This window comes from Streptomyces sp. MZ04 (assembly GCF_004684775.1).
Lineage (GTDB): Bacteria > Actinomycetota > Actinomycetes > Streptomycetales > Streptomycetaceae > Streptomyces.
In genome coordinates this window covers 38,725-52,826 of sequence record NZ_SRIC01000024.1, presented here as the reverse complement: position 1 = coordinate 52,826, position 14,102 = coordinate 38,725, and the positions used below count along the sequence as shown (strand labels likewise).

Genomic DNA, 14,102 nt, shown 5'->3' with positions numbered 1-14,102 from the left:
CGCCCGGCCCGCTCGCGCCGCCGGCGCCCTCCCCCCGAACCGCCGCCGCCCGCAGGGCAGTCGGCGCCGTCGACCTGACGCCGGGACCCGGCACGGGGCGCCCCTTCGTGACGTTCGCGCGGCCCGCTCTGTACGACGACAGCACCACCCGGCTGCGGCCCGTCCGCTCCTGGGCCCGCCCCAAGGCGGTGGCCGCCGCTGCCTGTGTGGTGCTCGGCCTCGGGCTCATCGGCGGTGCGGCCACCGGGAGTTGGCTGACCGGCGAGGCCGAGGGAGCGGGCGGCACACAGAGCGCGTACGCCGTCGCGGGCGAGCTCTGGCACAGCGTGCCCGTCGACCGGCTCTTCCCCGTCACGATCAAGGGAGAGGGCGCGGGCCCCGGCGGCGCCGACCGCACCTGGACCCGGATAGCCGTCGCCCCCGACAGCGGCTGCAAGACCGCCTTCGACCCGCTCCTGCGCAAAGCGCTCGCCCCGGCAGGCTGCCTGCGGCTGCTGCGCGCCACGTACACGGACGCGACCCGCAGCCATGTCACCACGGTGGGCCTGCTGTTCACCAAGGCCGACGCCGAGGCGATGCGCTCCCTGCGCACCCGCTTCACGGAGGAGGGCCTCGACCGGCGCGCCGACCTGATGCCACGGCCGTACGCCGCCAAGGGAACCCTGGCCGCCGACTTCGGCGACGCCCAGCGCGCGTCCTGGACCGTGTCCGTCCTGCCGGACGCCCCCGTAGTCGCCTTCGCCGTCTCCGGGTTCGCCGACGGCCGCACGGTCACCGAACCGGAGCCCGCCGAGGAGGCCATGAAGACCTCCGCCACCAGCGCCCCCGCCCAGGCCGGTCTCGGCAACGAGGCGAAGGGCATCGCCGACCGCGTCGAGCGCGGCCTGCGCAAGACCATCGCGGCCACGGAGAAGTCCTCATGAGAATCCGTCAGATGACGGCCGCCGCCCTGGTCGCGGGGTCACTCGCCCTGCTGCCCACCGTCGCGCACGCCGACGACGGCATCCGCGCCCAGCAGTGGGCCCTGGACGCGATGCACACCGACCGGGCCTGGCAGACCACCAAGGGCAAGGGCATCACCGTCGCCGTCCTGGACACCGGCATAGACGCCGAACACCCCGACCTGAAGGGCAACGTCCTCACAGGCAAGGACATGGTCGGCTTCGGCGCGAAGCGGGGCGACCGCCCCTGGGCCCGGCACGGCACCGCCATGGCAGGCATCATCGCGGGCCACGGACACGGCGCGGGCGGCACCGACGGCGTACTCGGCATCGCACCCGAGGCGAAGATCCTGCCGATCCGCGTGATCCTCGAGGACGGCGACTCCGCCCGCTCGAAGGCCCGCAACACCCGGGGCAACGCGCTCGCCGACGGCATCCGCTGGGCCACGGACCACGGCGCCGACGTCATCAACCTCTCCCTGGGCGACGACTCCAAGTCCGCCCACCCCGAACCCGCCGAGGACGCCGCCGTCCAGTACGCCCTGAAGAAGGGCGCCGTCGTCGTCGCGTCCGCGGGCAACGGCGGCGAGCGCGGCGACCACATCTCGTACCCGGCGGCCTACCCCGGAGTGATCGCCGCCACCGCCGTCGACCAGGACGGCGACCGCGCCTCCTTCTCCACCCGCCGCTGGTACGCCACCGTCAGCGCCCCCGGCAAGAAGATCGTCATCGCCGACCCCGACCGCGAGTACTACGAGGGGTGGGGCACCAGCGCCGCGTCCGCGTTCGTCTCCGGCGCCGTCGCGCTGATCCGCGACGCCCACCCCGGCCTGACCCCCGCCCAGATCAAGAAGCTCGTCGAGGACACCGCCCGCGACGTGCCGGGCGGCGGCCGCGACGACTCCCGAGGCTTCGGCTTCATCGACCCGGCGGCCGCGATCGCCGAGGGCGGCAAGGTGAAGCCGGAGGGGCTGAGCTCGGCGGCGTACGAGAAGAAGTACTTCGGTGCGGGGCCCGACCCCGACCAGGGCGACGACGGCCCGGCGGGCTGGGTGGGCCCGGTCGCGGGCGGCCTGGGTGTGGCGCTCCTCGTGGCGGCTGTGTACTTGTGGCGCGGCCGGCGGGGGATCCGGCCGGGCGCCGTCCGATAGGGGCGGACCGCGGTCGTCGGGCCCCCTGCCACGGTGGATAGGGTCAGGACCGTGGCGAACAAGAACATCCCGGACCCCGGCTTCTCCGACGACGACGGGTCCGCGGACCCCCGGCTGACCAGCGCGCTCGCCGCCTGGGCCGAGGACCGCAGCGCGCACGGCCCGGTCCTCGAAGCACTCGCGGGCGCCCGCCTTCTCGTCCCCGTCGTCGCCGTCCTCGGCGAGGTCGAGGAGGACGGGAACGGCCTGCGTCGCGAGAAGACCAGCGACATGGCGGTGCCCACCCTCAAGGCCGGAAACCGCAAGGCGCTGCCCGCCTTCACCTCGACCGCGTCACTGGCCCTGTGGGACCCGGAGGCCAGGCCCGTCGCCGTGCCGCTGCACCAGGCCCTGGCCGCCGCCGCCCATGAGCAGGCCGACACCATCGTCCTCGACCTCGCGGGCCCCGTCCCGTACGAGATCAACCGCTCCGCCCTGATCGCCCTCTCCGAGGGCCGGCACAGCCAGGACCCGCTGAGCGACCCCGCCGTCACCGCGGCCGTGCGCTCCGCCGTCGCCGCCGAGCCCGCCGTCCTGCGCGCCTACCTCGGCGCCGGCACCGCGGACGGCACCCTCGCCCTCGTCATCGACCCCTCCGCCGCCCCCGGTGAAACGGCACAGCGCGTGGCCCGGCACCTGGCGGCCGACGAAACACTGAGGGCCCGCCTGGTGAGCGGCCTCGACCTGGCACTGCTGCCGGCCGAGGCGACGCCACCGGGCGAGCCCCTTTACGTACGTACGGTGTGAGGGATCAGCCGAAGACCGGGCCCGTGTACTTCTCGCCCGGGCCCTGACCCGGCTCGTCCGGCACGTCGGAGGCCTCGCGGAAGGCCAGCTGCAGCGACTTCAGGCCGTCGCGCAGCGGGGCCGCGTGGAACGAGGAGATCTCCGTCGCGCTCGCGTCCATGAGACCGGCCAGGGAGTGGATCAGCTTGCGGGCCTCGTCCAGGTCCTTGTGGCCCTCGCCGCCCTCGGCGAGGCCCAGGTTCACGGCCGCGGCGCTCATCAGGTGGACGGCGACCGTGGTGATCACCTCGACCGCGGGGACGTCCGCGATGTCGCGGGTCAGGGTGTCGAAGTCGGGGGAGTCGCCTGCGGGGGACTCGGGGGTGGGGGTCGCGTCGCTCATGTCCCACACGATAAGCGGAGCCCTGTGCGGGCGGCGCCGCGGGAGTCCGCGTGCACGCTGGTTAGCCGCACCCCCGGGGACCTGCTAACCTTGTGTAACGACCGGCCGGATACTCGCGTCCAAACGCAAGGAACCGGCCCACAAGTGGAGGCTCCGCTTCCCACCTGACCGCTCCCCGGAGCGGCGGGTCACCGGTCAGGCGGCCATAGTCCCCGAGACTACGGGCCCGCCCGAGTTGCGCCCCGCGATCACCGCGGAGGTGCTCCGGTAGTAATGGAGCCCCTTCCTGTGATCGGCCGGGGCATTTTTTTGTGCGCCGAAGCTGTTGGTCCGAAAACACAGACGTAACGCGGCTGTCCGCCAGACCGCCGCGTGGTGCTACCGAGGAGGATCCATCAGCGCCGAGCCCCGCATCAACGACCGGATTCGCGTTCCCGAGGTGCGACTTGTCGGTCCCAGCGGCGAGCAGGTCGGGATTGTTCCGCTTGCCAAGGCCCTGGAGCTTGCACAGGAGTACGACCTCGACCTGGTCGAGGTGGCGGCTACCGCCCGTCCGCCCGTGTGCAAGCTCATGGACTACGGGAAGTTCAAGTACGAGTCGGCCATGAAGGCCCGTGAGGCGCGCAAGAACCAGGCGCACACGGTCATCAAGGAGATGAAGCTCCGGCCGAAGATCGACCCGCACGACTATGACACGAAGAAGGGTCACGTCGTCCGGTTCCTCAAGCAGGGCGACAAGGTCAAGATCACGATCATGTTCCGTGGTCGTGAGCAGTCCCGCCCGGAGCTCGGCTACCGACTCCTGCAGCGTCTCGCGAACGATGTCGAAGACCTCGGGTTCATCGAGTCGAACCCGAAGCAGGACGGCCGAAACATGATCATGGTCCTCGGTCCGCACAAGAAGAAGACTGAAGCCATGGCCGAGGCCCGCGAGGCCCAGGCCGCCCGCAAGGCCGAGCGACAGGGCCGCACGGACGACTCCGCGGAGGAGACGCCCGACGAGGCCGAGGCCGTCGAGGCCGCAGCCGAGGTCGAGGCGCCCGCCGAGGAGCCTGCCGAAGCCTGATCCGGGACGCGCCTCCCACGCGCGCCCTGGATGACAACCGATACATCTGACGCTCCCTGCCTCCGATTCGCAGGAACCGGAAACGGCAGGGAGTGCCACTGACGAGGAGAGAACGGCGCTATGCCGAAGAACAAGACGCACAGCGGTGCCAGCAAGCGCTTCAAGATCACCGGCTCCGGCAAGGTGCTCCGTGAGCGCGCCGGCAAGCGCCACCTGCTCGAGCACAAGTCGTCCCGTCTGACGCGTCGCCTCAGTGGCAACGCCGAGATGGCCCCGGGCGACGCCAAGAAGATCAAGAAGCTTCTCGGCAAGTGAGTCCGGGCGCACACCGCGCCTGAGCTCTGACCGGGACCTATTCGATAACCGGGTCGTGTGAGTCCAACCACGGCCCCGCTACAAGGAGTTAACAAGTGGCACGCGTCAAGCGGGCAGTCAATGCCCACAAGAAGCGTCGGGCGATCCTCGAGGCGGCCAAGGGTTACCGCGGCCAGAGGTCGCGCCTGTACCGCAAGGCCAAGGAGCAGGTCACCCACTCCCTGGTCTACAACTACAACGACCGCAAGAAGCGCAAGGGCGACTTCCGTCAGCTGTGGATCCAGCGCATCAACGCTGCGGCCCGCCAGAACGGCATGACGTACAACCGCCTCATCCAGGGTCTGAAGGCCGCCAACATCGAGGTGGACCGCAAGATCCTCGCGGAGCTGGCCGTCAACGACGCGAACGCCTTCGCGGCGCTCGTCGAGGTTGCGCAGAAGGCTCTGCCTTCGGACGTCAACGCCCCTAAGGCTGCCGCGTAACGCTGCGCTGAGCTGAGCGTGACATCGGACCCGCAGGCCACTTGGCTTGCGGGTCCGAGTGCGTCCGGCTTCCCGTCTGCCGTCGTCTGTGCGCTGCCGTCCGCGGGTTGTACCTGGCTGGTCGCGCAGTTCCCCGCGCCCCTGACGGGGCGCTGTTCCTAAGGTGAGTTCATGGTTGCCGCCCCTGAGTTGATTTCTCCCAAGTCCCCGCGCGTCAGTGCTGCGCGGCGGCTCGCCAAGCGGAATTTTCGGGGGAAGGAGCGGCTGTTTCTCGCTGAGGGGCCGCAGGCCGTGCGGGAGGCCGCCGCGTACTCGGACACGCTGGTGGAGCTGTTCGCGACCGTCGACGCCGCCGAGCGGTACGCCGACATCGTGGGGGAGGCCCGCGCCGCCGGGGCCCGTGTGCACCTCGCCGACGAGGACGTCATCGCCGACATCTCGACGACCGTGACGCCGCAGGGGCTCGTCGGGGTCTGCCGGTTCCTGGACACGCCCTTCGAGGACATCCTCGCCGCCCGGCCCAAGCTCGTCGCCGTGCTCGCGCACGTCCGCGACCCCGGGAACGCCGGCACCGTGCTGCGGTGCGCCGACGCCGCGGGTGCCGAGGCGGTGATCCTCACGGACGCCTCCGTGGATCTCTACAACCCCAAGTGCGTGCGCGCTTCGGTCGGTTCGCTCTTCCATCTGCCCGTCGCCGTCGGCGTACCCGTCGAGCGGGCCGTGCGGGGGCTCAAGGACGCCGGCGTACGCATCCTCGCCGCCGACGGCGCGGGCGAGGACGATCTCGACACCGAGCTCGACAAGGGCACCATGGGCACGCCGTCCGCCTGGGTCTTCGGCAACGAGGCCTGGGGGCTTCCGGAGGAGACCCGCGCACTCGCCGACGCCGTGGTGCGCGTCCCGATCCACGGCAGGGCCGAGAGCCTCAACCTCGCGACGGCGGCGGCGGTGTGCCTCTACGCCTCCGCCCGTGCACAGCGTGCCGTGGGAGGGTGCCGTTCTGTAACCCCCAGCTAGTAGTGTGACGGACTCGGGGGCCCACGCCAGTCCTAGAGGTGGGATACGGGGAATGACCATCGGCACGAGCAGATCACCGGGAGCGCAGACCGTCCTGCGCACCCGCGCGGACCCGGGCGGCCTCGGCAGCCTGGGCCTGGACCCGGACGAGCTGCCCGACGGCCTCGTCGTCGCGGACGAGACGGGCCACGTCATCTGCTTCAACACCGCGGCCGTACGCATCACCGCGGTCCGTGCCGCCGACGCCCTGGGCTCACCGCTGGAGCTGGCCCTGCCTTTAGAGGACCTCGAAGGGCGCCGCTGGTGGCAGCTCACCGATCCCTACGGCGGCCTCGCCATCCGCTTCGCCCAGCCCGAGCGCAATCTGCTGCTCCCCGGCGGGCGTGAGGTCCTCGTCTCCGCGCGCTATGTGCGCACCGCGCCCACCGGGCCCGTCCGCCGTGTCGTCGTGTCCATCCGCGACACCGAGGCCCGCCGCCGCACCGAACGCAGCCATGCCGAGCTGATCGCCACGGTCGCCCATGAGCTCCGCTCGCCCCTCACCTCCGTCAAGGGCTTCACGGCGACGCTGCTCGCCAAGTGGGAGCGGTTCACCGACGACCAGAAAAAGCTGATGCTGGAGACGGTGGACGCCGACGCCAACCGCGTCACCCGCCTCATCGCCGAGCTCCTCGACATCTCCCGCATCGACTCCGGACGCCTCGAACTGCGCCGCCAGCCCGTCGACATCGGCGCCGCCGTCGGCCGCCACGTCCAGGCCCATGTCGCGTCGGGCCAAGACGCGGACCGCTTCCTCGTACGGATAGAGCAGCCGCTGCCCGACCTCTGGGCCGACCCCGACAAGATCGACCAGGTGCTCAGCAACCTCCTGGAAAATGCCGTGCGGCACGGCGAGGGAACCGTCACCATTGATGTGGCGTCCTCGGTGACCTGCTCGACGGCCGTGACCGTGAGCGACGAGGGCCCCGGCATTCCGGAGGAATCGATGGGCCGCGTCTTCACCCGCTTCTGGCGGGGCAGCAAACGCGGCGGGACAGGACTTGGCTTGTACATCGTGAAGGGCATCGTGGAAGCGCACGGCGGGACGATCACCGTCGGCCGTGCGCCCGGCGGCGGCGCCCAGTTCCGATTTACGTTGCCCGTGGGCACTCCGGCGTATCTCCTCTGATCATCACTGATCACCTTTGATCCGCCCGAGCACCGCCCGCGGGCTCATTCACCTGCGCCATCCCCGTTAGACTCGATCCTTGGCACGTTTGCGTCCCCCTATGTGGACGATTCGTCTCCGAGTCGTAGACGGGGACCATCACCAGCCAACCGGAAGCACGGGAAGAGATGTCGGCACCGAACAAGTCGTACGACCCTGTTGAGGTCGAGGCACTGAAACCTGAAGAGATCGAGCGCATGCGGGACGAGGCGCTCGCCGCCTTCGCCACCGCGGGCGACCTCGAACAGCTCCAGGAGGCCAAGGTCGCGCACACCGGCGGCACCTCGCCGCTGGCGCTCGCCAACCGCGAGATCGGCGCGCTGCCCCCGCAGGCCAAGGCCGAGGCCGGCAAGCGCGTCGGCATGGCGCGCGGCGCGGTGAGCAAGGCCCTGGCCGCCCGCCAGACCGAGCTCGAGGCCGAGCGCGACGCGCGGGTCCTGGTCGAGGAGGCGGTGGACGTCACGCTGCCCTACGACCGCGTCCCGGCCGGTGCCCGGCACCCGCTGACCACGTTCATGGAGCGCGTCGCGGACGTCTTCGTCGCCATGGGCTACGAGATCGCGGAGGGCCCCGAGGCCGAGGCGGAGTGGTTCAACTTCGACGCCCTGAACTTCACCCCGGACCACCCGGCCCGGCAGATGCAGGACACCTTCTTCGTCGAGGGCCCCAAGGGCACCGAGGGAGATGAATCCGGTGTCGTCCTTCGCACGCACACCTCTCCCGTGCAGGCCCGCGCGATGCTCGACCGTGAGCCGCCCGTCTACATCGTCTGCCCCGGCCGTGTGTACCGCACGGACGAGCTGGACGCGACGCACACCCCGGTCTTCCACCAGATCGAGCTGCTCGCCGTGGACGAGGGCCTGACCATGGCCGACCTCAAGGGCACCCTGGACCACATGGTCCAGTCGCTCTTCGGCGCGGACATGAAGACGCGCCTGCGCCCGAACTACTTCCCGTTCACCGAGCCGTCCGCCGAGATGGACATGGTCTGCTACGTGTGCCGTGGCGAGTCCGTGGGCAACCCCGACCGCCCCTGCCGCACCTGCGGCAGCGAGGGCTGGATCGAGCTGGGCGGCTGCGGCATGGTCAACCCGAAGGTCCTCACGGCCTGCGGTGTCGACCCCCAGAAGTACAGCGGATTCGCCTTCGGGTTCGGCATCGAACGGATGCTGATGTTCCGCCACAACGTCGAAGACATGCGAGACATGGTCGAGGGTGACATCCGGTTCACCCGGCCGTTCGGGATGGAGATCTGATGCGGGTCCCGCTTTCCTGGCTGCGGGAGTACGTCGACCTCCCCACCACCGAGACCGGCCGTGACGTACAGGCCAAGCTGATCGAGGTCGGCCTCGAGGTCGAGACCGTCGAGCCGCTCGGCGCCGGTCTCACCGGCCCCCTGGTCGTCGGCAAGGTCCTCACCATCGAGGAGCTGACGGAGTTCAAGAAGCCCATCCGCTTCTGCACCGTCGACGTCGGCCAGGCCAATGGCACCGGCGAGCCGCAGGAGATCGTCTGCGGCGCGCGCAACTTCGCCGTCGGCGACAAGGTCGTCGTCGTGCTGCCCGGCGCCGTCCTGCCCGGCGACTTCAAGATCGCCGCGCGCAAGACGTACGGCAAGACCTCGCACGGCATGATCTGCTCCGGCGACGAACTGGGCATGGGTGACGACGGCAGCGGCGGCATCATCGTCCTGCCGCCCGAGCACGAGGTCGGCACCGACGCCATCGCGCTGCTCGAGCTGGTCGACGAGGTCCTGGACATCGCCGTCACGCCCGACCGCGGCTACGCCCTGTCCATGCGCGGCGTCGCCCGTGAGACCGCCACCGCGTACGGCCTGCCGCTGCGCGACCCGGCGCTCCTGGACGTGCCCGCGCCGAATGCGTCCGGCTACCCGGTCAAGATCTCCGACCCGCGCGGCTGCGACCGCTTCACCGCGCGCACGGTCACGGGCCTGCAGCCCGAGGCCCGCTCGCCGATCTGGCTCAAGCGCCGCCTGCAGAAGGCGGGCATGCGCCCGATCTCGCTCGCCGTCGACGTCACCAACTACGTGATGCTGGAGCTCGGCCAGCCGCTGCACGCCTACGACCGCTCCCGCATCGAGGGCACGATCGGTGTGCGCCGTGCCGAGCAGGGCGAGAAGTTCACGACGCTCGACGGCGCCAACCGCGTCCTCGACGCCGAGGACCTGGTCATCACCGACGACCGCGGCCCGATCGGCCTCGCGGGCGTCATGGGCGGTGCCAACACCGAGATCGCGGACCACGCCGAGGACGCCGGTACCACCGACGTCGTCATCGAGGCCGCGCACTTCGACGCGATCTCCATCGCCCGCACGGCCCGGCGCCACAAGCTGCCCTCCGAGGCGGCCAAGCGCTTCGAGCGCGGCGTCGACCCGCAGGCCGCGTCCGCCGCCGCGCAGCGCACGGTCGACCTGCTCGTCCTGCTCGCGGGCGGTAAGGCCGAGACCGGCGTCACCGAGGTCATCGCGCCCTCCGCGCCCCGCACGATCAGCATGCCCGCGGACCACCCGGACAAGGTCGCGGGCATGGACTACGGCCGCGAGACCGTCGTGCGCCGCCTGCAGGAGGTCGGCTGCGACGTCTACGGCCAGGACGCCCTGACCGTCACCGTGCCGTCCTGGCGTCCCGACCTCACCGAGCCGAACGACCTCGCCGAAGAGGTCATCCGGCTCGAGGGGTACGAGAACCTCCCCTCGACGCTGCCCAAGCCCCCCGCGGGCCGCGGTCTGACCGACCGGCAGCGGCTGCACCGCCGCATCGGCCGCGCCCTCGCGGGGAGCGGTTTCGTCGAGGCGCCGAACTACCCGTTCATCGGCGAGCAGGTCTTCGACCAGCTCGGCCTCGAGCCCGGCGACCCCAAGCGCCGCGTCGTGAAGCTGGTCAACCCGCTCTCCGACGAGGAGCCCGCGCTCCGTACGACGCTGCTTCCGGGGCTGCTCGGTGCGCTGCGCCGCAACGAGGGCCGCGGCAGCCACGACCTGGCGCTCTTCGAGACGGGGCTGGTCTTCCAGCCGCGTGAGGAGGCCCGCGTCGCCGTGCGGCTGCCCGTCGACCGGCGTCCCACCGATGAGGAGATCGCCTCCCTCACCGAGGCGCTTCCGGTGCAGCCGCGCCATGCCGCCGTCGTCCTCGCGGGCGCCCGCGAGCAGGCCGGCTGGTGGGGCAAGGGCCGTCCGGCGGACTGGGCCGACGCGGTCCAGGCCGCGCGCACCCTGGCCGCCGAGTCCGGCACCGAACTGCTCGTGCGCCAGGGCCAGTACGGTCCCTGGCACCCGGGCCGGTGCGCCGAGCTCGCCGTCGTGATCGACGGTGCGGAGCAGGTCATCGGGTACGCGGGTGAGCTGCACCCGCGCGTCGTCAAGGCGCTGTCGCTGCCCGCGCGCACCTGCGCGATGGAGCTCGACCTCGACCGTCTCGAGGACGCGAGCACCGGTGTCCCGCAGGGGCCGAAGATCTCCACCTTCCCGGTGGCCACGCAGGACGTCGCGCTCGTCGTCGACGAGGACGTCCCCGCCGCCGACGTCGAGAAGATCCTTCGCGAGGGCGCGGGTGAACTCCTCGAGTCCATCCGCCTGTTCGACGTCTTCACCGGCGAGCAGATCGGCGCGGGCAAGAAGTCCCTGGCGTACGCGCTGCGCTTCCGCGCGGCCGACCGCACGCTGACCGTCGACGAGGCCTCCGCGGCCCGTGACGCGGCCGTCGCCCTCGCGGCGGAGCGGACGGGCGCTGTGCTGCGCGGAGCTTAGTCACCCCCTGTAGTCATTGCCAGGCGCACAAGGGGCGCAAAGAAGGGCGTATCCGGACCTCCGGGTGCGCCCTTCACTCGTTTGAGTGACTAGTAAGCCCTCTCTGGCCCGATCGGCCCAGGTGGTCGACAGAATCTATCCGGCCGCAGGGGCTGACCCGCGCGGCTGCACGGCCTGCACGCTGAACAGGGCCTTAAGGGGGGCCGTCGGCATGATCCGTATCAGGGCTGGAGCTCCCCGCCGGACCGGGCGGAGGCTGCCCCGTGCCGAACCGACGGGGATCCGGCGCGCGCTCACGCTCGGGCTGCCGACGGTGTGGGGCGCCGTGGCCATCACGTACAAACTCGCCTGCCCGCTCGCCCAGCAGGACGGCCTCGGCGCCCGGATCGTCACCAGCGCCGTCTTCTTCGCGGTCGGCACGGGCCTGATAGTGCACGTCCGAGGCGTGCTGCTGCGGGAGTTGCGGCAGTTGCGCGAGATCGCGGGCGCCGCCCAGAACGTGCTCCTTCGGCCGCTGCCGCCCCGCGTCGAGGGCCTCGCCGTCGCGGCCGGGCGGCTCTCCGCATCCCGGGGCGCCTCCGTCGGCGGCGACCTGTACGAGGTCGCGGCCACCGACCACGGCGTCCGCGTCGTCATGGGCGATGTCCGCGGGCACGGCCTCGCCGCGATCGCGACGGCCGCCGCCGTGCTCGGCAGCTTCCGCGAGGCGGCGTACGAGGAGCCCGAACTGCCGCTCGTACTACGGCGGTTGGAGCGGGCCCTCGGCCGGCATCTGCGCGAGCGGTCGCGGGCCGAGCATCCGGCCGGTGGTGGACCGGCGCCGGAGAGTCCCGTGGCCGAGGAGTTCGTGACCGTACTCCTGATGGAGATCGGTCCGGACGGTGAGGTGACCGCGCTGAACTGCGGCCATCCCTGGCCGCACCGCCTGAGCGGGCGGGCCGAACAGGTCAGCGGCGGTGAGCCGCTGCCGCCGCTCGGGCCCTTTCCGCTGCCGCCCGAACTGCCCCTGCTGCACTGCGGTCCACTCCTTCCGGGGGAGGCGCTCGTGCTGCACACGGACGGCATGGAGGACGCGCGGGACGCCGCCGGGCGGTTCTTCCCGTTACGGGAGGCGCTCACCGAAGCGGCGCGGGTCCCGCCGGTGGTGCCGCAGGCCGTGATCTGTGCGGTCTACGACCAACTCCTGCGCCACACCGGGCGGTTGCCCGCCGACGACGCGGCGCTGCTCGTCCTGCGCAACGACCGCAGGCTGGTGCCCTTACAGGGTGAGGCGGTGCCCAGCGCGAGCACGATGAGCTGACGGTCGGTCAGTCGGCTGTTCGCGCCGGCCATGCGCCGCCCGGCCCCGCCTTGGAGTTGTCGGGCAGACAGCGGGGCGGACGGCGCCAGTGAGGGCCGCCGCACTTTTCGAGGGGGAGCCGGCGGCCCGGCCGGCCTCCTTGTGAGGAATCTCAGTCAAGCGTGACGGGAGGGGACGCGGCAGAGCGCGCACCCCCCGGATTCGAGCACTCCGTTCACACCCCGTGTGAAGACACCTCAACTACGCTGGCCACACCGAGCCACCGGAGGGCCTCCATGCAGCCCAACACCCTGCTCGACGCGATCCTCGACGAAGCCGGAATCTCCCACGCGGGCCTGGCCGCCCATGTGAACCAGGCCGGGAAGCGGCGAGGTCTCGCGTTGCGCTACGAACACACCGCCGTCTCCCGCTGGTTGAAGGGCCAGCGTCCGCGCGGCCAGGTGCCCGACCTGATCTGTGAAGTCCTCGCGGGGCGACTCCAGCGCCCCGTGACCCTCGACGACATCGGCCTCGGCGTGCCGGGCCTGCCGGCCGCGAGACTCGGCTCCGCGGCCTCGACACTGTCGGGGTTCGTGGAACGGGCCACCGCCCTGTGGCGCTCCGACGAACAGCAGCGCCCCCACCTGCTCGGCGCCCCCGCGGTCACCGGCACGCCCGCCGTGATGCCCGTATGGGAGTGGGAGAACCCGCCCGAGGACGTGGACGTGTCGCGCGGCGGGCGGCACCCCGTCAGCACGGCCGACATCGACATGATGCGCGCGGCCCGCACTCACTACGAGCAGATGTGCCGCAAGACGGGCGGCATCGCGACGCGCACCCGCATCGTCGGCTTCCTCAACGCGGAAGCCGCGCCGCTGCTCCGCGGCAGCTACGCCGACGCGACGGGGCGCCAACTGCACCGCTCCACCGGCGGGTTGGTGGCCATCGCGGGCATCTGCGCCTACGACTCGGACGCGCACGGTCTCGCCCAGCGCTACTTCCACCAGGCCCTGCGCCTGGCAAAGGCCAGCGGTGACCGGGGACTTGGCGCCTACGTCATCGCCCTCCTCGTCAACCAGTCGCTGTTCATGCGGGAGTACCGGCAGGCGGTGGCCTTCGCGGAGGCCGCGCTGCGCGCCGCCGGGCGTGACCTCACCCCGGCGCTCGCCTCCGATCTCTACGCCATGCAGGCCAAGGCGTACGCGCATCTGGGCGACGGCAGGAGCGCGCTGTCCTGCATCCGGCGTGCGGAGGCCGCGGCGGACCGTATCCGGCGCGGGCGCGAGCCGGCCGAGACCGGCTATGTCCAGCCCGGACTCGTCAACGTACAAGTGGCGGAGGCGCTGCTCAGCCTCGGCGACCTCACGGGAGCGCGGGAACACGCGGCGGCCGCCGTGGACACCCCGGCGCACGACCGGGGCCGGGTCCACCGGCTCGCCATGCTCAGCCAGATCGAACTGCGCCAGGGGAACACCGACGAGGCCGTGGCCACGGCGGTGGAAATGGCAGAACAGGCACGGGGGATGGAGTCCCAGCGGCTGCGCGACCGGCTGCGGGCTGTGCGTGAACATCTCGTACGCAGCGACTGCGCCGGCACGGCCGAGGCGGCCGAACTCATCGACGGGGCACTGCGCGTACCTCTGTGACGTGCACCGCGTACCACTGCTCTGAAACCCCCGCTGCTGCGATATTGCCATCTACTCGGCGGAA

At 71.5% G+C, this 14,102-nt stretch carries 13 protein-coding genes; 12 read left to right on the top strand and 1 reads right to left on the bottom strand.

Annotated elements, in window-relative coordinates; translation table 11 throughout:
- The first annotated feature begins 74 nt into the window (after positions 1-74).
- From E2651_RS08555 to E2651_RS08545, 3 genes are read left to right on the top strand one after another with little or no spacing between them, the layout of a single operon-like run.
- Entirely contained in the window at positions 75-923 is an 849-nt protein-coding gene (locus E2651_RS08555) for a hypothetical protein (protein WP_245238675.1), read from the top strand.
- The gene (gene mycP / locus E2651_RS08550) at positions 920-2,092 is read left to right on the top strand and encodes a type VII secretion-associated serine protease mycosin (protein ID WP_135330425.1); all 1,173 of its coding nucleotides are present in this window, start codon (positions 920-922) and stop codon (positions 2,090-2,092) included. The genes E2651_RS08555 and mycP overlap by 4 nt, the downstream gene beginning before the upstream one ends.
- Before the next feature lie 51 nt (positions 2,093-2,143).
- On the top strand, positions 2,144-2,878 hold the full coding sequence (locus tag E2651_RS08545; RefSeq protein WP_135330424.1) for an SseB family protein: 735 nt from the start codon (positions 2,144-2,146) through the stop codon (positions 2,876-2,878).
- Between the two features lie 4 nt (positions 2,879-2,882).
- Here E2651_RS08545 and E2651_RS08540 read toward each other — a convergent pair whose 3' ends face one another.
- Positions 2,883-3,260: a DUF1844 domain-containing protein gene (locus tag E2651_RS08540; protein WP_135330423.1), complete on the bottom strand. Its 378-nt coding sequence runs from the start codon at positions 3,258-3,260 to the stop codon at positions 2,883-2,885.
- A gap of 322 nt (positions 3,261-3,582) precedes the next feature.
- On the opposite strand from E2651_RS08540, the gene infC reads away from it, so the two are divergent.
- From infC to E2651_RS08495, 9 genes are all read left to right on the top strand, one after another.
- Entirely contained in the window at positions 3,583-4,326 is a 744-nt protein-coding gene (infC, locus tag E2651_RS08535; RefSeq protein WP_135330422.1) for a translation initiation factor IF-3, read from the top strand.
- A gap of 120 nt (positions 4,327-4,446) precedes the next feature.
- A complete protein-coding gene (gene rpmI, locus E2651_RS08530) occupies positions 4,447-4,641 on the top strand; it encodes a 50S ribosomal protein L35 (protein WP_135330421.1) in 195 nt (64 codons plus the stop codon).
- A gap of 95 nt (positions 4,642-4,736) precedes the next feature.
- Positions 4,737-5,123 (top strand): 50S ribosomal protein L20, encoded by a 387-nt coding sequence (gene rplT / locus E2651_RS08525; RefSeq protein ID WP_108147726.1) that lies wholly within the window; start codon positions 4,737-4,739, stop codon positions 5,121-5,123.
- 171 nt (positions 5,124-5,294) lie between these two features.
- A complete protein-coding gene (locus E2651_RS08520) occupies positions 5,295-6,140 on the top strand; it encodes an RNA methyltransferase (RefSeq protein WP_135330420.1) in 846 nt (281 codons plus the stop codon).
- Between the two features lie 52 nt (positions 6,141-6,192).
- On the top strand, positions 6,193-7,308 hold the full coding sequence (locus E2651_RS08515; RefSeq protein WP_135330419.1) for an ATP-binding protein: 1,116 nt from the start codon (positions 6,193-6,195) through the stop codon (positions 7,306-7,308).
- Between the two features lie 167 nt (positions 7,309-7,475).
- Positions 7,476-8,603 carry a phenylalanine--tRNA ligase subunit alpha gene (gene pheS, locus E2651_RS08510; protein ID WP_135330418.1) on the top strand — a complete coding sequence of 376 codons (1,128 nt, stop codon included), beginning with the start codon at positions 7,476-7,478 and terminating at the stop codon, positions 8,601-8,603.
- On the top strand, positions 8,603-11,113 hold the full coding sequence (pheT, locus tag E2651_RS08505; RefSeq protein ID WP_135330417.1) for a phenylalanine--tRNA ligase subunit beta: 2,511 nt from the start codon (positions 8,603-8,605) through the stop codon (positions 11,111-11,113). Before pheS ends, pheT begins: the two co-directional genes overlap by 1 nt.
- Before the next feature lie 211 nt (positions 11,114-11,324).
- Positions 11,325-12,413, top strand: a complete 1,089-nt coding sequence (locus tag E2651_RS08500; RefSeq protein WP_135330416.1) for a PP2C family protein-serine/threonine phosphatase — start codon at positions 11,325-11,327, stop codon at positions 12,411-12,413.
- A gap of 275 nt (positions 12,414-12,688) precedes the next feature.
- Positions 12,689-14,038, top strand: coding sequence for a transcriptional regulator (locus E2651_RS08495; RefSeq protein WP_135330415.1), 1,350 nt, complete (start codon positions 12,689-12,691; stop codon positions 14,036-14,038).
- Positions 14,039-14,102 lie beyond the last annotated feature (64 nt).

Bases quoted from the DNA above. Each gene is read 5' to 3' on its own strand.
- mycP (WP_135330425.1), top strand. From the start codon at position 920: ATGAGAATCCGTCAGATGACGGCCGCCGCCCTGGTCGCGGGGTCACTC.
- E2651_RS08540 (WP_135330423.1), bottom strand. From the start codon at position 3,260: ATGAGCGACGCGACCCCCACCCCCGAGTCCCCCGCAGGCGACTCCCCC.
- rpmI (WP_135330421.1), top strand. From the start codon at position 4,447: ATGCCGAAGAACAAGACGCACAGCGGTGCCAGCAAGCGCTTCAAGATC.
- E2651_RS08520 (WP_135330420.1), top strand. From the start codon at position 5,295: ATGGTTGCCGCCCCTGAGTTGATTTCTCCCAAGTCCCCGCGCGTCAGT.
- E2651_RS08515 (WP_135330419.1), top strand. From the start codon at position 6,193: ATGACCATCGGCACGAGCAGATCACCGGGAGCGCAGACCGTCCTGCGC.
- pheS (WP_135330418.1), top strand. From the start codon at position 7,476: ATGTCGGCACCGAACAAGTCGTACGACCCTGTTGAGGTCGAGGCACTG.
- pheT (WP_135330417.1), top strand. From the start codon at position 8,603: ATGCGGGTCCCGCTTTCCTGGCTGCGGGAGTACGTCGACCTCCCCACC.
- E2651_RS08500 (WP_135330416.1), top strand. From the start codon at position 11,325: ATGATCCGTATCAGGGCTGGAGCTCCCCGCCGGACCGGGCGGAGGCTG.
- E2651_RS08495 (WP_135330415.1), top strand. From the start codon at position 12,689: ATGCAGCCCAACACCCTGCTCGACGCGATCCTCGACGAAGCCGGAATC.